The organism is Streptomyces sp. SAS_272, from assembly GCF_052543235.1.
In genome coordinates, this window is sequence record NZ_JBMNDR010000024.1 from 55344 (window position 1) to 77089 (window position 21746).

The 21746-nt window shown below is 71.8% G+C and carries 20 protein-coding genes; 10 read left to right on the forward strand and 10 right to left on the reverse strand.

All coding sequences use genetic code 11. The annotated features are described in order from the left end of the window. Positions 1–49: 49 nt before the first annotated feature. A complete protein-coding gene (locus tag ACN6LD_RS16390) occupies positions 50–844 on the forward strand; it encodes a methyltransferase (RefSeq protein ID WP_319191180.1) in 795 nt (264 codons plus the stop codon). 250 nt (positions 845–1094) lie between these two features. Here ACN6LD_RS16390 and ACN6LD_RS16395 read toward each other — a convergent pair whose 3' ends face one another. Together ACN6LD_RS16395 and ACN6LD_RS16400 are read right to left on the reverse strand one after the other, a co-directional pair. Further along, positions 1095–2051, reverse strand: coding sequence for a carbohydrate kinase family protein (locus ACN6LD_RS16395; protein WP_445043532.1), 957 nt, complete (start codon positions 2049–2051; stop codon positions 1095–1097). Positions 2052–2290: 239 nt separating this feature from the next. Beyond that, positions 2291–3199 (reverse strand): pseudouridine-5'-phosphate glycosidase, encoded by a 909-nt coding sequence (locus ACN6LD_RS16400; RefSeq protein WP_319191182.1) that lies wholly within the window; start codon positions 3197–3199, stop codon positions 2291–2293. A gap of 99 nt (positions 3200–3298) precedes the next feature. Between ACN6LD_RS16400 and ACN6LD_RS16405 the strand changes: the two genes are divergently transcribed. Further along, on the forward strand, positions 3299–3727 hold the full coding sequence (locus tag ACN6LD_RS16405; protein ID WP_445043533.1) for a VOC family protein: 429 nt from the start codon (positions 3299–3301) through the stop codon (positions 3725–3727). Here the strand turns inward: ACN6LD_RS16405 and ACN6LD_RS16410 are convergent. The 3 genes from ACN6LD_RS16410 to ACN6LD_RS16420 form a co-directional block, all read right to left on the reverse strand. Next, positions 3718–5010: an MFS transporter gene (locus ACN6LD_RS16410; protein WP_445043534.1), complete on the reverse strand. Its 1293-nt coding sequence runs from the start codon at positions 5008–5010 to the stop codon at positions 3718–3720. The two genes, ACN6LD_RS16405 and ACN6LD_RS16410, sit on opposite strands and share 10 nt — an antisense overlap. A gap of 201 nt (positions 5011–5211) precedes the next feature. Continuing rightward, positions 5212–5766, reverse strand: coding sequence for a methylated-DNA--[protein]-cysteine S-methyltransferase (locus tag ACN6LD_RS16415; RefSeq protein ID WP_319191187.1), 555 nt, complete (start codon positions 5764–5766; stop codon positions 5212–5214). A 49-nt stretch (positions 5767–5815) separates the two neighbouring features. After that, complete coding sequence (locus tag ACN6LD_RS16420; protein WP_445043535.1) at positions 5816–6688, reverse strand: glycerophosphodiester phosphodiesterase; 873 nt, start codon at positions 6686–6688, stop codon at positions 5816–5818. A 280-nt stretch (positions 6689–6968) separates the two neighbouring features. Between ACN6LD_RS16420 and ACN6LD_RS16425 the strand changes: the two genes are divergently transcribed. The 7 genes from ACN6LD_RS16425 (at position 6969) to ACN6LD_RS16455 (ending at position 15805) form a co-directional block, all read left to right on the forward strand. After that, complete coding sequence (locus ACN6LD_RS16425) at positions 6969–7835, forward strand: MHYT domain-containing protein (protein WP_319191191.1); 867 nt, start codon at positions 6969–6971, stop codon at positions 7833–7835. 72 nt (positions 7836–7907) lie between these two features. Further along, entirely contained in the window at positions 7908–10052 is a 2145-nt protein-coding gene (gene uvrB / locus ACN6LD_RS16430; protein ID WP_319191193.1) for an excinuclease ABC subunit UvrB, read from the forward strand. A 161-nt stretch (positions 10053–10213) separates the two neighbouring features. Further along, a complete protein-coding gene (locus tag ACN6LD_RS16435; protein ID WP_057580284.1) occupies positions 10214–10792 on the forward strand; it encodes a TerD family protein in 579 nt (192 codons plus the stop codon). 61 nt (positions 10793–10853) lie between these two features. After that, a complete protein-coding gene (locus ACN6LD_RS16440) occupies positions 10854–12905 on the forward strand; it encodes a TerD family protein (protein WP_445043536.1) in 2052 nt (683 codons plus the stop codon). Between the two features lie 222 nt (positions 12906–13127). After that, positions 13128–14129, forward strand: coding sequence for a TerC/Alx family metal homeostasis membrane protein (locus tag ACN6LD_RS16445; RefSeq protein WP_306953301.1), 1002 nt, complete (start codon positions 13128–13130; stop codon positions 14127–14129). Between the two features lie 128 nt (positions 14130–14257). Continuing rightward, complete coding sequence (locus ACN6LD_RS16450) at positions 14258–14569, forward strand: hypothetical protein (RefSeq protein WP_319191197.1); 312 nt, start codon at positions 14258–14260, stop codon at positions 14567–14569. A 135-nt stretch (positions 14570–14704) separates the two neighbouring features. Further along, the gene (locus ACN6LD_RS16455) at positions 14705–15805 is read left to right on the forward strand and encodes a calcium:cation antiporter (RefSeq protein ID WP_319191199.1); all 1101 of its coding nucleotides are present in this window, start codon (positions 14705–14707) and stop codon (positions 15803–15805) included. A gap of 179 nt (positions 15806–15984) precedes the next feature. Here the strand turns inward: ACN6LD_RS16455 and ACN6LD_RS16460 are convergent, their stop codons facing one another. Next, complete coding sequence (locus ACN6LD_RS16460; protein ID WP_445043546.1) at positions 15985–17256, reverse strand: MFS transporter; 1272 nt, start codon at positions 17254–17256, stop codon at positions 15985–15987. 103 nt (positions 17257–17359) lie between these two features. Further along, the gene (locus ACN6LD_RS16465) at positions 17360–18406 is read right to left on the reverse strand and encodes a S66 family peptidase (RefSeq protein WP_445043537.1); all 1047 of its coding nucleotides are present in this window, start codon (positions 18404–18406) and stop codon (positions 17360–17362) included. Between the two features lie 96 nt (positions 18407–18502). Between ACN6LD_RS16465 and aroQ the strand changes: the two genes are divergently transcribed. Continuing rightward, positions 18503–18976 (forward strand): type II 3-dehydroquinate dehydratase, encoded by a 474-nt coding sequence (aroQ, locus tag ACN6LD_RS16470; RefSeq protein ID WP_319191202.1) that lies wholly within the window; start codon positions 18503–18505, stop codon positions 18974–18976. A 76-nt stretch (positions 18977–19052) separates the two neighbouring features. Here aroQ and ACN6LD_RS16475 read toward each other — a convergent pair whose 3' ends face one another. From ACN6LD_RS16475 to ACN6LD_RS16485, 3 genes are read right to left on the reverse strand one after another with little or no spacing between them, the layout of a single operon-like run. After that, the gene (locus ACN6LD_RS16475; RefSeq protein WP_445043538.1) at positions 19053–19826 is read right to left on the reverse strand and encodes an amino acid ABC transporter ATP-binding protein; all 774 of its coding nucleotides are present in this window, start codon (positions 19824–19826) and stop codon (positions 19053–19055) included. Then, complete coding sequence (locus ACN6LD_RS16480; RefSeq protein WP_445043539.1) at positions 19823–20749, reverse strand: amino acid ABC transporter permease; 927 nt, start codon at positions 20747–20749, stop codon at positions 19823–19825. Before ACN6LD_RS16480 ends, ACN6LD_RS16475 begins: the two co-directional genes overlap by 4 nt. After that, positions 20746–21630, reverse strand: a complete 885-nt coding sequence (locus ACN6LD_RS16485) for an ABC transporter substrate-binding protein (RefSeq protein ID WP_319191208.1) — start codon at positions 21628–21630, stop codon at positions 20746–20748. The genes ACN6LD_RS16480 and ACN6LD_RS16485 overlap by 4 nt, the downstream gene beginning before the upstream one ends. Positions 21631–21746: the final 116 nt, after the last annotated feature.

Genomic DNA, 21746 nt, shown 5'->3' on the forward strand with positions numbered 1-21746 from the left:
GGCCGCGTCGACCACCTCCGGCGGGTCGCACGGCTGGGATGATCGACGTATGACGCGACCCGACGGATACCTCCTCGACAACCGGCAGCCCGAGGCGGGGGAACGCTTCGACGCCTTCGCCGCCCTGTTCGACCCGACCACGTTCCGTCATCTGGAAGGGCTCGGGGTCGGCCCCGGCTGGCGGTGCTGGGAGGCCGGTGCGGGCGGCACCTCCGTCGTGTCCTGGCTGGCGAAGAAGGTCGGTCCGACCGGCAAGGTCCTCGCGACCGACATCGACACCTCCCGGCTGACGTCGGCCGCCCGCCCGCCGGTCGAGGTCCGCGTCCACGACCTCGGCGCCGGCGAGCCGCCGATGGAGGGCTTCGATCTGGTGCACGCCCGGCTCGTGCTGGTACACGTACCGGACCGGGAGCGGGCGTTGCGGTCGATGGCGGGCGCTCTGCGCCCGGGCGGACGGCTGCTGATCGAGGACGCCGACCCCGCCCTGCAGCCTCTGCTCTGTCCCGACGAGCACGGCCCCGAGCAGCAGCTCGCGAACCGTCTGCGGCACGGCTTCCGTCAGCTCCTCGCCGGCCGGGGCGCCGACCTCTCCTACGGCCGCAAGCTGCCCCGGCTGTTGCGCGAGGCCGGACTGCGCCGAGTCGAGGCCGACGCCTACTTCCCCGTCACCTCGCCCGCCTGCGCCGCCCTGGAGTCCGCGACGGTGCGCCAGATCCGCGAGCAGCTCGTCGGTGCGGGCGTCGCGACGGACGAGGAGATCGACCGGCATCTGGCGAACGTGGCCGAGGGCGGCATGGACCTGGCGACGGCCCCGATGATCTCGGCCTGGGGACGCAAGGAGTAACGAGACCGCAAGGCCGCGGCCGGACGAAGGCGCGCCCCGTAAAGCTGCGCCCCGTAACGGTGCGCCCCGTAACGGTGCGCCCCGGGAAAGGCACACAAGTGGGAAGGGCGCGCCGAGGGAAGACGCGCCGTGGAACGTGGAACAGCGGGCCTCGGTGAGGCGCGCCGTGGAAAAGGTGCGAGGAGAGGCGCACGGGCGGGAACGGACGACTCTGCGTCTCCCGGAGGCTCGGCACGGGCGGCGCGTGGTCTCAGCCCGCCCGGACGGGTTGGTCCGTCGTCGTCGCCGTGTCCTCTTCCGGTGTCGGCGGTCGGCCGCCCACCCGTTCCACGGCCCGGGCCCCCGCCCGGCATCCCTCGACCGCCGCGACCGCGGCGTCGACGCCCGTGAGCAGCGCGGCGAGGAAGGCACCGGTGAACGCGTCGCCGGCGCCCGTGGTGTCACAGGGAGTCGCGGGGGCCGCGGGAACGCGGGCGAGGACCGAGCCCCCGCGGGCCACCAGCGCGCCGTCCGCCCCCTGCTTGGCCACCACCAGCGGCACATGGCGGCTCAGCTCGGCCGCCGCGTCCGCCCCGTCAGGCACCCCGGTGAGCAGACGGGCCTCGTCACGGCTGGGCAGCAGCATGTCCACGTCCGTGACGAGGCTCAGGAAGCGGGGGAGGCCCAGTTCCGCCAGAAAGCCCGCCGACGCAGGATCGAGGCTCACCGGGATTCCCCGCGCGCGTGCCGCCCTCGACGCCGTACGCACCAGCGCCCGCCCCGACTCCGAGAACAGCAGATAGCCGGAGAGATGCAGCCGGCCGACGCCGTCCAGCAGGGAGTCCGACCAGTCGGCCGGGGCGAGGCGCAGGGAGGCGCCGCTGTCGGTGAGGAACGTCCGTTCCGCAGCCGCGTCCGTGTCGACGAGGCAGATCACCGTGCCGGTCGGCGCCTGTGGATCCACGACGAGAAGGGGGCGCACCCCGCCGGCGGTCAACGCCCTTTCGTGCCAGGTCGCCGATTCCGCGCCCACCCGGCCGAGCAGCCGGACGTCCGCGCAGCCCCAGTGGGCGGCCCAGCACGCCACGTTGGCGCCCGCGCCGCCCGGCAGCGTCCGGATCACCGCGGCCGTGTCCGTTCCCGAGGCCAGCGGACCCCTGTGCCGGGCGACGACGTCCGTCACCACGTCCCCGACGACCAGCAGTGCACCGCCCTCCGGAGAACCCATCGGTGCGCGACCGGACAGGCCCTCGGACGCGGACGTCGCCTCTGGGCCGGCCGTCGCCCCGACCCGCACGTCCGCCCCGGATGCGACCCGCACGTCCGCGCCGGACGTCCCCTCCGTGCCGGACGCCCCCTCCGCACGGGACGTTCCCTCCGCGTTCGCGGTCGGCCTCCCGTCCGCGGGCGCCTGCGGGCTCCGGACCGGGCCGGCGTGATCGTGGCTCGCCCCGTCCGGTCGCGCCGTCACCTCTCGGACCATGCCGTCGCGATCCGCGCCGCCAGGCGCACGTTCCCGCGCACCGCCGCCAGGTTGGCGCTCAGGGAAGCCCCGTCGGTGTGACGGACCAGGTAGTCGAGCAGGAACGGCGTGACGCCCTGCCCGGAGACGCCGGCCTCCTCGCACGCGTGCAGCGCGTCGGCGAGCACACGCGCGTGCAGCGCGGGATCCAGCTGCTCCTCCTCGGGGACCGGGTTGGCGACGATCAGGGCCGACCGCGGTGCCCCGAGCGCGTCCTGGGCCCGCATGACGTCGGCCACCTGCTCCGGGCCGTGCACCGTCCAGTCCACCGGATGACCCGAGTCGGACAGATAGAACCCGGGGAAGCGGTCGGTGCCGTACCCGGCGACGGCGACGCCCAGCGTCTCCAGCCGTTGCAGAGTCGCGGGCACGTCCAGGATCGACTTGACCCCCGCGCAGACCACCGTGATCCGTGTGCTCGCCAGCAGCCCCAGGTCGGCCGACTCGTCCTGGGTGACCGTCCACTCCCGGTGCACCCCGCCGAGTCCGCCCGTCGCGAACACCCTCACGCCCGCCAGCGCCGCCAGGAGTGCCGTCGCCGACACCGTGGTCGCCCCGCTCGCACCGGAGGCCACCGCCAGCGGCAGGTCGCGATGGCCCAGCTTGCGGAACCCGTCCTCGTTGGCGACCCGCTCCAGCTGCTTCTCGTCCAGGCCCACATGGGGCCGCCCGTCCAGCACCGCGATCGTCGCCGGCACGGCGCCCTCCGCGCGCACCACGGACTCCAGTTCCAGCGCCACCTGAAGATTGCGCGGGCGGGGCAGCCCGTGCGAGATGATCGTTGATTCCAGTGCCACCACCGGTTGACGCGCGTCGACCGCGTTCCGTACCTCTTCCGACACCACCAGCACCACGCGCCCGCCTCCTGTCCGTCGGTCTCCTCTCATCTCTGGCGGGCGGCGCGCCCGGTCAAACCCTTGCGTCCTGTGGGGCAGGACACCAGCCTGGAAGGCATGACGGAGCACACGGCACGTCTCGACCACGTCGTCCTGTGGGTGCGCGACCCGGCGGCCGCAGCCGGCTTCTACGAACAGGCCGTCGGGCTGACGCCCGTCAGGCTCGCCGAGTTCGTCGCCGGAGAGGAGCCCTTCCCCTCCGTCCGCGTCAGCGAGGACTGTCTGCTCGACCTGATGCCGTCGGCGGCGGCGGAGTACATGACGATGCTTCCCGGCGCCGCCGACAGTGCGGGGCATCCCGTGAACCACGTCTGCCTCGCCCTGCCGAGAGGGGACTTCGACGCCCTCCGCACCCGCCTGGAGGAACGCGCCGTCCCGGTGTCGGACCTCGCGCACGGCTCCTTCGGCGCCCGCGGCGACGCCACGCGCAGCTTCTACTTCCGCGACCCGGACGGCAACGTCGTGGAAGCGCGGCACTACGACTGAGGAGCCCCGCCCTCCTCGCCCCGGTCACCGCTCCAGGTGAACAGCGCAAGGGCGGCCAGCGGGAGGAGCAGGGTCGCCGCGGCGACGTTGAGCCACCCGTAGCTCGCCCGCGCCACCACGAGCCCCGCGATCGCCCCGCCGACACCCGCCGAGGTGTTCATGGTGAGGTCGGAGATCCCCTGCGCGGCGGCCCGCGCGGACTGCGGCACCGCGTCGGTCAGCAGCGCCGAACCGGAGACCAGCCCCGCCGACCAGCCGAGGCCCAGGACGAACAGCCCGGCGGCGGTCTGCCGGTGGTCGTCGCCGGCCGTCCCGGCCAGGAACAGGGCCAGGGCGAGCAGCCCGGCCGCGAGGCCCGTCACCGAGAAGCGCCCCACCCGGTCGGCCAGCCGTCCCATCAACGGCGCGAACGCGTACATGCCGGCGATGTGCCCGCTGATGACCAGCCCGATCAGCTCGATGCTCGCGCCGTGGTGGGCGAGGTCCACCGGGGTCATCGACATGACCGAGACCATCGCCGTGTGCGAGACGGCCACCGTCACCAGCGCCAGCCGTGCGTACGGCGAGGCGGCGACGGCCGTCAGACCGGCCCGCAGCGAACGGGCCCCGGGAGACCGCTCGTCCTCCGGCGCGAGCGCGCGGGCCGTCAGCAGCGGGTCCGGACGCAGCAGCACCGCCACCACCACCGCGGCTGTGACGAAGATGCCGGCCGCCCACAGGAAGGGGCCCGCCGCCGCGGGTATGCCCAGCCCGGTGACGCTGCGGCCGGCGGGCGCGGCGATGTTCGGGCCCAGGACGGCGCCGATGGTCGTCGCCCACACGACGTGGGAGATGGCCCGGGCGCGGTGCTGAGGCTCGGCGAGGTCGGCGGCGGCGAACCGGGCCTGCAGATTCGCGGAGGAGGCCGCGCCGAACGCGGCCATGCCGCACAGCAGCAGCGGAAAGCTCCCGAGGCACGCCGCCACCACGACGACGCCCGCTCCCAGCGCACCGACGAGGTAGGCCAGCACCAGCCCCGGCCGGCGGCCGCGCGCGGTCATCAACGCGGCCATCGGCATCGACAGCACGGCGGTACCGGCGACGGTCGCCGTGGGCGCGAGCCCGGACAGGGCCTCGGTGCCGCTGACCTGCCGGGCCAGGACGGCGGCCAGCGCGATGCCGGTGGCGACGCCGAGCCCGCCGAGGATCTGGCCGGCGATCAGTACGGCGGTCGTGCGGCGGCGCAGGGCGGGCAGGCGCACCGCGTCCACGGGCGGTGCCGCGGCGCGCTGGGCGGCGGTCACATCAGGCTCCTCTCCACGGCGCAGGTCCGCGCCGCAGCACGGACGACCCACACCACGACAGGGACCTGCGCCACCGCGTGGCCGTGCGCGGCGGCCCGGCCACGCGGAAGGACGGACACACGGGTCACCGGCGCAGTCTCCCCCCTCCGCCCCGCGCCGCACAGACCCCGCGAAGCGGCTCGGACCACCGACACGAACGGTTCAGAACAGCGGCTCGGGCAGGACCCCCTCCAGAGCGAGCAGCTTCCTCTTGGTCTCCAGACCGCCGCCGAAGCCGCCGATGCCGCCGTCCCGCTCCACCACCCGGTGGCAGGGCACCACGACCGGCAGCGGATTGGACCCCATCGCCGCTCCGACCGCCTGCGCCGCCCCAGGCTGCCCCACCCGCTCCGCCAGATCGCCGTAGCCCACGACGGCCCCGTACGGAACACCGGACGCCAGCTCGCGCAGCACCTGGCGGTTGAAGCCCGAGATCAAAGACCAGTCCAGGGGCAGCTCGAAGATCTGCCGCTCCCCCGAGAAATAGGCCTCGAACTGGCGTATCGCCTCGGCAAGCATGGGGGAGCCGGGCGCCTCGACGGGCTCCGTGCCCAGCCGCTCCGCCAGCCTGGCGAGCGCCTTGTCGCGCACCGCGTCGGTGGCGTGGAAGACGACGTTGAGCAGCCCCTCGGGGCTCGCCGCAAGCAGCAGCGGCCCGATGTCGGTGCCCACCACGGCCCACACGACCCGCTGCCCGTACTCCGCATGGCTGTCCATGCGCCCACGGTACGGGCAGCCACCGACAACGCCCCGTGAGGGCCGCACGTCAGTACCAGTACAGCGCCCGCCGCACCACGTCGGGCTGGTCGGTGATCACACCGTCGACGCCGTACCCGGCGACGGCCCGGGCCGTCGCCGCGTCGTCGACGGTCCAGGCGAAGACCTTCACCGGCCGCCCGTGCGGCCCGGTGAGCTCGTGCACGGCGGCGACATACGCCGAGGAGAGAGCGGTGTAGGACGGGTTGATCTGGTCGGCGAACACCGAGAAGCGGGGCAGGTCCGACAGGGCCGGCATGCCGAGCAGGCCGATCCGCACCTCGGGCATCAGCAGGTGGACCGTCCGCAGGCAGTCGGCGCTGAAACTCTGCACGATCAACCGGTTGGCGAGGTGGCGCTCGTCCAGCCACCCCTCGGCGCCCAGGAGCTCGAGGACCTCCTGCTCGATGCCCGGGTACAGCTCGGGGTTCTTGATCTCCAGAAGCAGTTTCTGGTGGTTGCGGTCGACCCGGTCGACGTACTGCGTCAGCGTCGGCACGCGCACGCCCGCGTAGGCGGGGCCGAACCAGCTTCCCGCGTCGAGCCGCGCGATCTCGGCGGCGGTGAAGTCCTTCACCCTCCAGGGAGCGCGGCCCGGGAAGACCTCCTCGACGTCGGTCGTCCGACGGAGGCTGTCGTCGTGGACGACGACGAGTTCGCCGTCACGGGTGCGCTGGACGTCGTTCTCCACCCAGAGGACGCCCAGCGACGCCGCGCGGTCGACGGCCTCCAGGGTGTTCTCCGGGGCGAGGGCGGAGGCGCCCCGGTGGGCGATCACCGCAGGCCGCAGCGCGATGCCCGCGCGGGCGCTGTGGACGGGGAGCAGGAGCGCCACGGCGCCCAGGATCGCGGTGGTCGTGACGGCAACTACGCGTGTGTGCATGCGTACTCCTCGCGTCGAGCGATCACATACAGCTCAACTGTGACAGCGAAGGGTTCACCGCGGAGGGAGCGCCGGACGACCACACAGGGGGAGAAGGCGTCCGACGCCGCTCACCGGTGCCGCACATGTGGGGCAAGGACGTGTTTCTTTGCCGGAAAATCGTTCGACCATTCCGGTGGGAGTCATACTTTCCTTCAGCCTTGACCGCGCGCAGCGGCCCGGAAGGCCGCGTTCCAGAGAAATCGAGCAAGATCCGCAACAGGGTGAAGGGCAACCGCGCATGCACGGCACGGTCGACGGTTTCAGCTACGGACTCGTCACCCCGCTGGTGGCCTACGTCATGGCCTGCCTCGGCGGTGCGCTGGGCCTGCGTTGCACCACCAGAGCCCTGCTCGTCGCCCACTCCTGGCGGCCGGGCTGGCTCGCCCTCGGCTCCGCGGCGATCGGCTCCGGCATCTGGACCATGCATTTCGTCGCGATGATCGGCTTCAGCGTGCGCGGCGCCCCGATCCACTACGACAAACCCATGACCTACGGCAGCCTGGGCGTCGCCGTCGTCATGGTGGGCGTCGGGATCTTCATCGTCGGCTACCGGGGCGCGACCGGAACCGCGCTGTTCACCGGGGGGACCCTCACCGGTCTCGGCATCGCGTCCATGCACTACCTGGGCATGGCCGGCATGCGTCTGAACGGCACGTTCGAGTACAACACCCTCACCGTCTACGCCTCCGTCGCCATCGCCATGGCCGCCGCCACCGCCGCCCTGTGGGCCGCGGGGCAGGTCAGGGGCTTCCTGTGGAGCGTGGGCGCCGCTCTGGTCATGGGGCTCGCCGTCACCGGCATGCACTACACCGGCATGGCCGCCCTCAGCGTCCATCTGCACACGGACGGCGCGCAGACCCCCGGCGACTCGCCGGCGACCCTGCTCGCCCCGATGCTGATCGGCCCCCTCGCGTTCCTCTGCCTCGCCGGCGCCGTCGTGATGTTCGACCCGCTGATGGTGACGGGCAAGCCCGGCCGGACCCCCGCCCCGCCCAAACCCGGCGTCCCGGCGCGCCCGGCCGTCGGGCACCCGGCGCGCAGCGCCCGCCTCCGCAGCCGCCGGGACGTGACCGGGCGGGAGTCCCGCACCCCGCAGAACCGCTGAGCCGGCGCCTGCGAACGCCTCGGAACCCCTGATCGGACCCCGTTGTCAGTGGGGGGTCGTACGGTGGATGGCATGCGGCCCGTTTCCCACATCGAACGCACGGTGGCGCCCTTCGAGGTCGTCAGTCCCTACCAGCCCAGCGGCGACCAGCCGACGGCCATCGCCGAACTCGCCAAGCGTGTCGAGGCGGGCGAGAAGGACGTCGTCCTGCTCGGTGCGACCGGCACCGGAAAGTCCGCCACCACCGCGTGGATGATCGAGAAGCTTCAGCGCCCCACCCTCGTGATGGCGCCGAACAAGACGCTTGCCGCCCAGCTGGCGAACGAGTTCCGTGAGCTGCTGCCGAACAACGCGGTCGAATACTTCGTCTCGTACTACGACTACTACCAGCCCGAGGCGTACGTCCCGCAGTCGGACACCTACATCGAGAAGGACTCCTCGATCAACGAGGAGGTCGAGCGCCTGCGCCACTCCGCGACCAACTCGCTGCTCACCCGCCGTGACGTCGTCGTGGTCGCCTCGGTCTCCTGCATCTACGGCCTCGGCACCCCGCAGGAGTACGTGGACCGGATGGTTCCCCTGAAGGTCGGCGACGAGCTCGACCGGGACCAGCTGCTGCGCCGCTTCGTCGACATCCAGTACACGCGCAACGACCTGGCGTTCACCCGCGGCACCTTCCGGGTGCGCGGCGACACCATCGAGATCTTCCCGGTCTACGAGGAGCTCGCCGTCCGCATCGAGATGTTCGGCGACGAGATCGAGGCGCTGTCCACGCTGCACCCGCTCACCGGCGAGATCATCAGCGAGGACCAGCAGCTGTACATCTTTCCCGCCACGCACTATGTGGCGGGCCCCGAGCGTCTCGAGCGGGCCGCGAACGACATCGAGAAGGAGCTCGGCGAGCGCCTGGCCGAGCTAGAGAAGCAGGGCAAGCTGCTCGAGGCACAGCGCCTGCGCATGCGCACCACGTACGACCTCGAGATGCTCCGCCAGATCGGCTCCTGCTCCGGCGTCGAGAACTACTCGATGCACTTCGACGGCCGCTCGCCCGGCTCCCCGCCGAACACGCTGCTCGACTACTTCCCGGACGACTTCCTGCTGGTCATCGACGAGTCCCATGTCACCGTGCCGCAGATCGGCGCCATGTACGAGGGCGACGCCTCGCGTAAGCGCACCCTCGTCGACCACGGCTTCCGGCTGCCTTCGGCACTCGACAACCGCCCGTTGAAGTGGGAGGAGTTCCAGGAACGCATCGGGCAGACCGTGTACCTGTCGGCGACGCCCGGCAAGTACGAACTCTCACGCGGCGACGGCGTCGTGGAGCAGATCATCCGTCCCACCGGCCTCATCGACCCCGAGGTCGTCGTCAAGCCCACCGAGGGCCAGATCGACGACCTGGTGCACGAGATCCGGGAACGCGTCGAGAAGGACGAGCGCGTCCTGGTCACCACCCTCACCAAGAAGATGGCCGAGGACCTCACGGCCTACTTCCTGGAACTCGGCATCCAGGTGCGCTATCTGCACAGCGACGTCGACACGTTGCGGCGTATCGAGCTGCTGCGCGAACTGCGCGCCGGCGAGTTCGACGTCCTGGTCGGCATCAACCTCCTGCGGGAGGGACTCGACCTGCCCGAGGTGTCTCTGGTGGCGATCCTCGACGCCGACAAGGAGGGCTTCCTGCGCTCCGGAACCTCACTGATCCAGACCATCGGCCGCGCGGCGCGCAACGTCTCCGGTCAGGTCCACATGTACGCCGACAAGATCACCCCGGGCATGGAACGGGCCATCGACGAGACCAACCGCCGCCGGGAGCGGCAGGTCGCGTACAACACAGCCCACGGCATCGACCCGCAGCCGCTCCGCAAGAAGATCAACGACATCGTCGCGCAGATCGCCCGCGAGGAGGTCGACACGGAGCAGCTGCTCGGTTCCGGCTACCGGGCGAAGAAGGACGGCCGCGCCACCAAGGCCCCGGTGCCCTCCCTCGGCGACAAGGCGGTCAAGGGCGCGAAGTCCGGGCAGGCCAGGGGCAAGGCGGCGGCTACGGTGCCGACCGACCGCCCGGCGGCCGAACTCGCCGAGCAGATCGAGGAGATGACCGAGCGCATGCGGGCCGCCGCAGCGGACCTGCAGTTCGAGGTAGCCGCCCGGATCCGCGACGAAGTCTCCGAGATGAAGAAGGAATTGCGCCAGATGAAAGAGGCGGGTCTGGCCTGACGGACCCGTGCGACTCCTGTGCCCCGGCCCCGCGCGTGCTGTGTTGCAAGACCGACACAAAGTGCGGGCCTGGGTGCGGCACTGTCAGTGCCTTTGCGTAGGGTTTCCGTCAACCGCGGGCGCCGCGGCAACAGGGGACAGCTCGAGAGGGGAATCAGCGCGTGACCGTCAACATGACCAAGGGTCAGGCCATCAGTCTGCAGAAGAACGACGGGGGCAGCCTGACCGCGGTGCGCATGGGTCTCGGCTGGCAGGCGGCCCCGCGGCGCGGCCTGTTCGGCTCCCGGACCCGGGAGATCGACCTCGACGCCTCCGCCGTCCTGTTCGCGGACAAGCAGCCTGTCGACGTCGTTTTCTTCCGTCACCTGGTGAGCGACGACGGCTCCGTCCGTCACACCGGTGACAACCTGGTGGGCGGGGTCGGCCAGGGCGGCGACGACGAGGCGATCCTCGTCGACCTCGCGCGTGTGCCGGTCCACATCGACCAGATCGTCTTCACCGTGAACTCCTTCACGGGCCAGACGTTCCAGGAGGTGCAGAACGCCTTCTGCCGCCTGGTGGACGAGACCAACGGCCAGGAACTGGCGCGTTACACGCTCGCGGGCGGCGGCGCGTACACGGCGCAGATCATGGCGAAGGTGCACCGGGTCGGCGGAGGCTGGAACATGACGGCCCTCGGCACTCCGGCCAACGGCCGTACCTTCCAGGACCTGATGCCCGCGATCCTGCCGGCGCTGTAGGCCGTCGGCCGACGAGCGGCACCACCACAACACCACACGTGACGCAGGGGGACGACAGGCGATGACGGCCGAGCTGGTGCGGGGGCAGAACCACCCGCTCTCCCAGGTCCGGCTCGAGATCCGGATCTCGGCCGGCAAGCCCGTCGTGGCGACGGCCGTTCTCGGCGACGAGAGCGGCAGGATCCACGGCGTCGAATGGGTGGCCCATCCGGGCGTGCCCACGTTGCCCGGCTTGGAGGTCTCCCGCCAGGCCGCCGCGGATCACCGCCTCGCGGTGGACCTGGACGCCATGCCGGCCGTCGTGCACCGGGTCGGCGTCGTACTGGCGCTGCCCACAGGAGTCGGCGGACCGACCGGCTTCGGCTCGGTCGCGGCTCCCTTCGTCGCCGTCACCGGCCTCGACGGGGCCGAGATCGCCACCTTCACCCTCACCGGACTGGACGCGGAGTCGGCCGTCGTCGCGCTGGAGCTGTACCGGCGGCAGGGCGCCTGGAAGGTGCGCGCCGTCGGTCAGGGCTATGCGGGCGGCATGGCCGAACTCCTCACCGACCAGGGCCTGCCGCAGGCGCACCGGCTCGCGGTCGAGATCAACGAGGCCGTGGTGCGCGGCCTGGCCCGCTCGGTGCCGGCTCCGCCGCCGCGCACACCCGACGGCGACCGCTCCCGGCAGACGGCGGCGTCCGCGCTCGGCCCGGACCAGAGCGGCTCGCCGTACGGCACTCAGAACCCGCCCGGAGCCCAGGGAACGCACGGCGCCCAGGGCATCTCGGGGAGCCAGAGCACCGGCGGCCCGTACGGAGCGACGCCGGCCCACCACGGGGCCGCCGACGCCGCCGGCGGCGCCACGCCGGCCGACCCCCAGTCCGCGCAGTCGGCGTCCGCGCCCGCCGGCGGGCCGATCGACTACAGCCATCCGCGTCGGCAGAACACGGCGCCGCCCCCACCGCCGCCCGCCGCGCCCCCGGCGCAGCCCGGGGAGCCCGCCAGGCCGGTGGCCGGCGACGCGACCGGCTGGTCCATGGAGGAGCGGCTCTACAACCAGGTCTGGGGCATGTTCGAGGACCTGGCCCGCAGCACCGCCGCATACCGCAGCGCGGTCGACTTCGCGGACACGCGGATGGAGAAGGAGCTCGACCAGGTCCTGTCCGACCCGCGCAGCAGGATCGGCGGCCAGGGCGATGCCGCCCGCGAGGCGGCGCAGGCCAAGCACAGCGACCTCGTCGACCAGGCCCGGGAGGCCCTGGACCGCGACCTCGGCCAGCTCGCCGCCGAGGCCGACGTGGTCGAACCGGCGCTGCCCGCCGCGTACGCGCGCTGGGACAACCCCGTCTGGCACGCCTACCGCGTCCCCATGGAGATGCCCATGGCGCTGCGCCTGGGCGACCTCCACCTGCCCGAGAGCGAACCGCTGCGCATCCCGATGCTGGTCCGGCTCCCGCTCGAACGCGGGCTGTGGATCGACAGCGGACGCACCGGCTCGTCCGACGGGCTGTTCACCGACTCGCACGACATGCGACGCCTGGCCATGGAGTCGGCCGTTGCGCACACGGCCCGGCTGCTCGCGGTGCATCCGGTCGGCGAGTTCACCGTGCACGTCCTCGACCCGGCCGGTTCGGCAGCCGGGCAGCTGTCGCCGCTGGTGCGGTCCGGGGTCCTCGCGGCCCCGCCCGCGGCCGGCGCGGCGGGCGTGACGGCGGTCCTGGCGCAGCTCACCGAGCGCGTCGACCTGCTGCAGATGGCGGTGCGCGGCGGAGTGGCCGACTCCTTGCCGCCGGGGTTCGACACCGCCCAGCAGTTGCTGGTGGTCAACGACTTCCCGCACGGCTTCGACGACCGTGCCGTGACCCAGTTGCGCTATCTCGCGGACGAGGGGCCGGCCGTCGGCGTGCACCTGATGATGGTCGCCGACCGGGAGGACGCGGCCGGTTACGGTCCGTTGCTGGACCCGCTGTGGCGGGGGCTTCTGCGGCTGACCCCGGCGGCGGACGACCACCTCGCCGACCCCTGGGTGGGCCATGCGTGGACGTACGAACCGGCCCTGGTGCCGCCCGGCAGCCAGGTGCTGGAGCAGGTGTTGGCACAGGTGGCGGCGGCCCGCACCAACTATTCGTAAAGTGCCCTGACCAGCGGACTTGGCCTTTCTTTTGCCAATCGCTTTACCTTCTCTTGGTGATTGGGGTACTCTTCTTCTCACGGAGGGGAGTACTCCCTGCTGCGGTGTACCCGTCAATACGGATCAGGCCTGATCCCGGGGCACCGGCCCGTTCCGGGTGGAAGAGACCTCCGGCAGCGCGACGGCGCTGTTCACCTGCCGTTACGTACTGCCGGAGGCGCAGTGGATGTTTCCGTGAACCTGTGGGTTCTGACCATCGTCGGCCTGGCCGCCCTGATCGCGGTCGACTTCTTCATCGGCCGCAAACCGCACGACGTCTCGATCAAGGAAGCCGGGATCTGGACGGTCGTCTGGATCGCCCTGGCCGGGCTGTTCGGCCTCGGCCTGTTCCTCTTCTCCGGGGGGCAGCCCGCCGGAGAGTTCTTCGCGGGCTTCATCACCGAGAAGTCGCTCAGCGTCGACAACCTCTTCGTGTTCGTCCTGATCATGGGCAAGTTCGCGGTCCCGTCGCAGTATCAGCAGCGGGTCCTGCTCGTCGGCGTGCTGATAGCCCTGGTCCTGCGGGCGATCTTCATCGCGGCGGGTGCGGCGATCCTCGCCAGCTTCGCCTGGGTCTTCTACCTCTTCGGCGCCTTCCTGATCTGGACGGCCTGGAAGCTCATCCAGGAGGCGCGGGCCGACGACGAGGACGAGGAGTTCGAGGAGAACAAGCTGCTCAAGGCCGCCGAGCGCAGGTTCGGCGTCGCCGACCGCTACCACGGCACGAAGCTGTGGATCGAGCAGAACGGCAAGCGGGTCATGACCCCGATGCTGGTCGTGATGCTCGCGATCGGCACGACCGACGTGCTCTTCGCCCTCGACTCCATCCCCGCCATCTTCGGGCTGACGCAGGACCCGTACATCGTCTTCACCGCGAACGCCTTCGCGCTGATGGGTCTGCGGCAGCTGTACTTCCTCATCGGCGGTCTGCTGAGGAAGCTGGTCCACCTCAGCTACGGCCTGTCGATCATCCTCGGCTTCATCGGCGTGAAGCTGGTGCTGCACGCGCTGCACGAGTCCGGGGTGCACGTGCCCGAGATCAGCATCCCGGTCTCGCTCGGCGTCATCTGTTCGGTCCTGATCGTCACCACGATCACCAGCCTGCGGGCCTCCCGGAAGCAGGCGGCGGCCGAGGAGGCGCAGACGGCGAGTGAAGGCGCTCCGAAGGACAGCATCGGAGCCTGACCACGCACGACGTAGGAACAACCACCCCCGGGAGCGGTGCGCGGCGAATTGCCGACCACCGCTTCCGGTGCTTCTTTGGTAGCCGGGCGTTTCCACTCGGGACGCCGCAGCCGGGGGGTGGAGGCACCATGAGCACGTCGCAGAAGTTCGTGCAGATCGTCGACTTCGAGACCGACCGAATCGACGAGATGCGCGCTCTCGCCGAGGAAGGGGAACAGGGCTTCGCGGGCCGGGAGGACGCCCCGAAGCGACGCCTCGTCCTCAGGGACAGGAACCGGCCGGACCATTACCTCGTGGTGGTCGAGTTCGACTCCTACGAGGCGGCCATGCGCAACAGCGAGTCCGAGGAGACGGGCAAGTTCGCGGAGGGGATGGCCGCGTTGTGCACCCGGCCGCCGTCCTTCACCGACTGCGATGTCGTGGACGCCGCAGAGTTCTGAGGACGCCGCAACAGAGGGCCATGCCGTACGCAACCACAGGGGCCATGCCGTACGGGGCGCCCTACGGGCCCTGTGCGCCCTACAGACCGTGCGGGCCGGAGTGCGCGGCCCCCACGGCTCTGCGACGATCACTGCATGATCGCTCGGCTCAGATCGGTCACGACCCGGTGGACGGCCCTGGTGCCGGCGCTGGCGGTCGTTCTGCTGGTCCTGACCTGGGGGCGCGATCTTCCGGGTCCGCTGGTCGCGCTGGTGACCCTGGTCCTCGCCGGAGCGGTCCTGGCCGCTGTGCACCATGCGGAGGTCGTCGCCCACCGGGTGGGTGAGCCCTTCGGCTCGCTCGTCCTCGCCGTCGCGGTGACGATCATCGAGGTCGCGCTGATCGTCACGTTGATGGCCGACGGCGGCGACAAGAGCTCGACTCTGGCCAGGGACACGGTCTTCGCGGCCGTGATGATCACCTGCAACGGCATCGTCGGCCTCTGTCTCCTGGTCGCCTCCCTGCGCCACGGCACGGCGGTCTTCAACCCGGAGGGCACGGGAGCCGCCCTGGCCACCGTCGCCACCCTGGCCACGCTGAGCCTCGTCCTGCCTACCTTCACCACCAGCAAGCCGGGCCCGGAGTTCTCCGGCGTCCAGCTCACGTTCGCCGCCGTCTCCTCGCTGATCCTCTACGGCCTCTTCGTGGCGACGCAGACCGTGCGGCACCGCGACTACTTCCTGCCGGTCACCCGCCAGGGAGACGTGATCACCGCGGACGACCACGCCGGAGTCCCCACCTCCCGGACCGCGCTGATCAGCCTCGGGCTGCTCGGTCTCGCCCTGATCGGCGTGGTGGGCCTCGCAAAGGGGGTCTCGCCCACGATCGAGTCCGGGGTGGAAGCGGCCGGACTGCACCACGCGGTCGTCGGCGTGGTCATCGCCCTGCTCGTGCTGCTCCCCGAGACCATCGCCGCACTGCGCTCCGCGCGCCGCGACCGGGTGCAGACCAGCCTCAACCTGGCGCTCGGCTCCGCCATGGCCAGCATCGGCCTGACCATCCCCGCGGTAGCCCTGGCCTCCATCTGGCTCTCGGGACCCCTGGTCCTGGGACTCGGCTCCACCCATATGGTGCTGCTGGCGCTCACCATCGTGGTCAGCTCGCTGACGGTGGTCCCGGGACGGGCCACCCCGCTGCAGGGCGGCGTCCATCTGGTGCTGTTCGCCGCCTACCTGGAACTGGCGATCAACCCGTAGCCCGTAGCCCGCACCACGCAGCCCACGGCCGCGGATCGTCACCGCTGCCCGCTGCCCGCTGCCCACTCCCGCCCCCGCTGCCCACTCCCGCTCGCGTGCCCGTGCCCGCGGATCGCGTACACGTCGAGGGCCAGGCGGGGGCACTATCAGGTAGACCAGGTAGACCAGGTAGACCAGGTTCAGTCCGTGACAGGCCGTGCCGCCGTCACCGCGACCGGACGCGTCTCCGGCAGCAGCGCGAAGCAGCCCAGGCTGAGCAGCGCGATCCCCGTCAGATACGCCCCGACCCCCCACGGGACGCGCCCCGAACGCTCCGCGAGAGCCGTCGCCACGACGGGCGTGAGCGCCCCTCCCAGCACCCCGCCGAGGTTGTAGCCGACCGACGCGCCCGTGCAGCGCACGCGCGGCGCGTACAGCTCCGGCAGATAGGCCGCCACCACCGCGAACATCGTGACGAACGCGATCAGCGCGCCGAGGATGCCGAGGAACATCGGCAGCGGCTCGCCGGTCGAGAGCAGCGCCACCATCGGGAACATCCACAGCGCCGCGGCCGCGCAGCCGGCGAGGCACAGCGGCCGCCGCCCGTGGCGGTCGCCGAGCAGCGCCATCACCGGTGTCAGCGCCCCCTTCACCACCACGGCGGCCATGACGCAGACCAGCATGATGGTACGGCTCACGCCGAGCCGTTCCGTCGCGTACGCCAGCGACCAGGTCGTCACGGCGTAGAAGACCGCGTACCCCACGGCGAGCGCGCCGCCGGTCAGCAGGACCAGCCGCCAGTGGTCGCGCAGCAGCTCGGCCAGCGGCACGCGCGCGTGGTCGTCGATCTCCAGGAAGCGGGGGCTCTCGGGCAGCGACGACCTGAGCCACAACCCGAGCAGGGCGAGCGCTCCGGCCGCCCAGAAGGGCACCCGCCATCCCCACTGCGCGAACTGCTCGTCGGTCAGCGCCGCCGACAGCGCCAGCACCGTCCCGTTGGCGAGCAGGAAGCCCACCGCCGGCCCGACCTGGGGGAAGCTCGACCACAGGGCCCGCCGCCCGGCCGGCGCGTGCTCCGCCGTCAGCAGCACCGCCCCGCCCCACTCACCGCCGAGCCCCAGCCCCTGCAGGAAGCGCAGCACGAGAAGCAGCAGGGGAGCGGCCACGCCGATCGCGTCGTACGTCGGCACACAGCCGACCGCGACGGTCGAGGCGCCGGTCAGCAGCAGGGAGACGACGAGGACGGGGCGCCGTCCGCGCCGGTCGCCGACGTGGCCGAAGAGCACCGCCCCGAGCGGCCGGGCCACGAAGCCCACACCGAACGTCGCGAACGCCGCCAGCGTCCCCGCCAGCGGTGAGAACGTGGGGAAGAACAGGGGCCCCAGAACCAGTGCGGCCGCCGTCCCGTAGACGAAGAAGTCGTAGAACTCGATGGCGGTCCCGGCGAGGGAGGCGGCGGCGAGCCGGAGCATGGAGGGCGTCCCCGCGGTGCGTGCGTCGTGCATACCGCGTCAACCCACCACGGCGACCACCGGTTACGGGGCGCACGGGATCACGGCCCGGTGCCCCGTCGGGTCAGTAGGTGACCGTGATGCGCCGGGCCGGACCGTCCACGCGGACCGTGCCGCCGTAGGGGACCACCAGTTGGGGGTCGGTGTGGCCGAAGTCGACGTCGAAGACGGCCAGGGCGTCGGGGGCGTAGGCGGCCAGCGCGCGCTGCACCGCCTCGCGCTGTTCGGCGGCGTACCGGGCTCCCGCCTCGGGGGAGTGGGGATGCTCGAAGGACCAGGTCCTGGCACGGGCCATGAGCAGCGCGGGAAAGCGCCGCAGCAGCCCGCGCTCGCCGAGGCCGCACAGGATCCGGAAGACCTCCGCGGCGCTCGGCAGCTCTTCCGAGGTCTCGAGGAGCAGCACGCCGCCGTCGTACGCCGACGGGTCGGGCGAGACCTCGCGGTCGGCCATCAGCAGACAGGACAGGGTCTCCAGGTTGCCGCCCCAACTGCGGCCCTCCACCACGCGGTCGGGGCCCCGCCAGGTCCACCCGCCCCGCTTCGGGGTCTCCGGCTCGGCCGCGAAGGTCGCCGGATCGGCCCAGTCGCCGTTGACGTCGCCCCACCGCTCGGCGGGCCGCAGCTCGTAGGGACCCGAGGTGAACAGTGCGGCCCGTACGGAGTCGGCCGTCTGCGGGTGCATGGCTCCGGGCCGCCCGAACTCGACCATCACGCTCGTGCCGTGGTAGCCGACGACTCCGGAGTGGTACAGGAACGCCAGCAGGTTGGTGTTGTCGCTCATCCCGAAGAACGGCTTGGGGTGGGCCCGGATCAACTCCCGGTCCAGGTAGGGCAGCACGGTGATCTGGTCGTCCCCGCCGATCGTCGCGATCACCGCTGTGACGTCCGGATCGGCGAACGCGGCGTGGATGTCGTCGGCGCGCGCCTGCGGTGTCGCCCCCATCGTGCGCGTGGTCGGGTACTCGACCGGCTCCAGGCCGAAGTCCTCGCGCAGCCGTGCGAGGCCCAGTTCGTAGGGGCGGGGGTACAGGGCGGGCAGGCCGGCCGAGGGCGACAGGACGGCTATGCGGTCTCCCGGGGAGGGCTTGGGCGGATACGCGGGCGTGGCCATGCCCGGAGCGTAGGGCTTCCCGTGCGGAACTTTCACCGTGATAAACCGGGGTCGAGCGGTGGCCCCGGACGGCCGCCCCGACGGACCGGAGGAACCGTGCCCCGCAGCCTGTCCCACGCCCCGATCATGATCCTCAACGGCCCCAACCTGAACCTTCTGGGGCAGCGTCAGCCGGAGATCTACGGTTCCGACACCCTGGCCGACGTCGAGGCGATGTGCGTCGAGGCGGCGGCCGGGCACGGTGGCACGGTGGACTTCCGCCAGTCCAACCACGAGGGCGAGCTGGTCGACTGGATCCACGAGGCGCGGCTGAACCACTGCGGCATCGTGATCAACCCGGGCGCCTACTCGCACACGTCGGTGGCGATCCTCGACGCGCTCAACGCCTGCGACGGCCTGCCGGTGCTGGAGGTCCACATCTCCAACATCCACCGGCGCGAGTCGTTCCGGCACCACTCCTACGTGTCGCTGCGCGCCGACGGCGTCATCGCGGGCTGCGGGGTGCAGGGGTACGTGTTCGGCGTGCAGCGGGTCGCGGCGCTGGCGGGACCGGGCAAGGCGAACACGTAGGGACGTCCACGGGGCCGACGTTCACGCGGCGACGACCACGCGCCGCTCCGGAGGAGCCGCCGCCGAGCGCCGCCGCTCAGAGCCGGCCCGCCTCCACGATGCGCCGCAGGAAGCGCCGTGTGCGCTCCTGCCGCGGGGCGCCGAAGACCTCCTCGGGCGTGCCGCGCTCCAGGACGACGCCGCCCTCGAGGAAGCAGACCTGGTCGGCTACCTCGCGGGCGAAGCCCATCTCGTGCGTGGCCAGCACCATGGTCATGCCGTCGCCCTTCAGATCGCGGACCACGTTCAGGACCTCGCCCACCAGTTCGGGGTCGAGGGCCGCGGTGACCTCGTCGAGCAGCAGCAGCCGGGGACGTACCGCCAGGGCTCGCACGATCGCGACCCGCTGCTGCTGGCCGCCGCTGAGCCGGTCGGGGTACTCGACCGCCTTGCCCGCCAGCCCGAGCCGCTCCAGAAGCTCCCCGGCGTGCTCCTCGGCCTCCTTGCGGGCGACGCCGTGCACGCGGCGCGGGGCGAGCGTGATGTTCTCCAGGACCGTCATGTGCGGGAAGAGGTTGTACGCCTGGAAGACCACGCCGATACGGCGCCGTACCGCGTCCTGGTCGACGCGCGGGTCGGTGATCTCCTCGCCGTCCAGCCAGATCGCGCCGTCGTCGACGTCCTCCAGCAGGTTGGCGCAGCGCAGCAGTGTGGACTTGCCGGAGCCGGAGGCGCCGATCAGCGCGGTCACCGTGTGCGGGGCGACCTCCAGGTCGACGTCCCGCAGCACGACGGTCCCGCCGAAGGTCTTGCGGACGGACTCCATCCGCAGCACGGGCGCGTCGACGGGCGCGGCGGGCGCGTCGCTCATGTCGTTCCTCCCTGGGCCCGCTGACGGTCCATCCGGGCCGTCACCCAGTCCGTGAATCGGGTCATCGGAATGGTCAGGGCCACGAAGACCAGCCCCGCGACGATGTACGGGGTGTAGTTCAGGCTGCGGCCCACGATGATGTCCGCCGCGCGGACGGCGTCGATCGCGCCGCCGATCGACACGAGGCCGGTGTCCTTCTGCAGCGACACCAGGTCGTTCAGCAGCGGCGGCACCTGACGGCGCACGGCCTGGGGGAGCACGACGTGGCGCAGCGCCTGCCGGTTGCTCAGCCCCAGCGAGCGGGCCGCCGCCCGCTGCGAGGGGTGCACGGACTCGATGCCGGCCCGGAACACCTCGGCGACGTAGGCCGAATACGTCAGCGTCAGGGCCGTGCCGCCCAGCAGCACGGGGTCCACGGTGACGCCCTGAAGCCGCAGGGCGGGGACGCCCAGCACCACGATCATCAGGTTGATGATCAGCGGCAGACCGCGGAAGAAGTCCGTGTACGCCGCCGCCAGCGCGCGCAGCGGGAAGAACACGGGGCCGCGCAGAGTGCGGGCGACGGCGATGAGCATGCCGAGCACCAGTACGGCGGCCCCGCAGACCAGCAGCAGCCGGACGTTCAGCCACAGCCCTTCGAGGACCTTGGGGAACGCCTCGCGCGCGTACTGCCCGTTGAAGAAGGTCTCCCTGGTGCGCGGCCAGCCGGGCGCACCGATCACGACCGCGTAGAGGACCACGGCCGTGACGAGGGTGGACAGCGCGGCGATCGCCGTGGCGCGCCGGGCCCGTGTGCGCCGGTAGCGCTCGCGCTCCAGCCGGCGCCGCGACGGGACGTAGGCGTCGCCGGTCGCGCCGCTCCCGGTGCCGTCGCCAGGGTCGTCCGCCCCCTCCCGGCCGGACTCGTCCTTGGTGAGCGTCACTTGAGCACCGGGGCGTCGACGGCGTCGGAGAGCCACTGCTGCTCGATCTTCGCCAGCGTGCCGTCCTTGCGCAGGGCGTCCACGGCGCCGCTCACGCACCCGGTGAGCGCGCTGCCCTTGTCGAGGACCAGCCCGAACTGCTCCGGGGCGCCGCCCCGGTTCTCGAACTGGCCGACGATCTCGGCGTCGGTCACCTCGGCGGCGGTGATGTAGAAGGCGGTCGGCAGATCGACGACGATGGCGTCGACCTGGCCGTTCTTCAGTGCGGACTTGGCCTGGTCGTTCTTCGCGTACACGGCCGCCTGCCGCGTCGGCTTCACCACGTCGTCGATGTAGTCGAGGCTCGTCGTGCCGACCTGCGCGCCCAGCTTGAGGCCCCGGAGACCGGCGACGCCCGTCACCCCGGCGGCCTTCGAGCCCTTCAGCGCGACGACCGCCTGGCGCACGTCGTAGTAGCCGGACGAGAAGTCCACGGCTTTCTTGCGCTCGTCGCTGATCGACACCTGGTTGATGTCGAAGTCGAACGTCTTCTGACCGGGTGCGAAAGCCTTGTTGAACGGCACGCTCTGCCAGACCACGGCGTTCTTGCCGTAACCGAGCTGTCCGGCCACGGCGTAGGCCACCGCCGACTCGAAGCCCTCGCCGTTCGTCGGCTTGTCGTCCTTGAACCACGGTTCGTAGGCGGGCTCGTCGGTCGCGATCGTGAGCTTGCCGGGGGTTTCGGTGGCCAGTTCGCCCTTGGCGCAGGTGTTCGCGCGCGAACCGGAGGCGGTGGGGGCAGCCTTCTCCTCCGGCTGCGGGGCGCAGCCGACGGCGGTGGCGAGGAGGGCCACGGTGGCGCCGGCGACGGCGCGGCGCAGGACACGAGGGGCGGGGTGCATGGCCGGAGAGTGGCAGCGAAAACCCTGGTTTGTCGAGGTCACGCCGGATTTTGTCCGCATGGTGGGAACGGGTGTTGCGTTCTCGTGAACCAGGGTGAACGGCGGTGCGCGAGGCG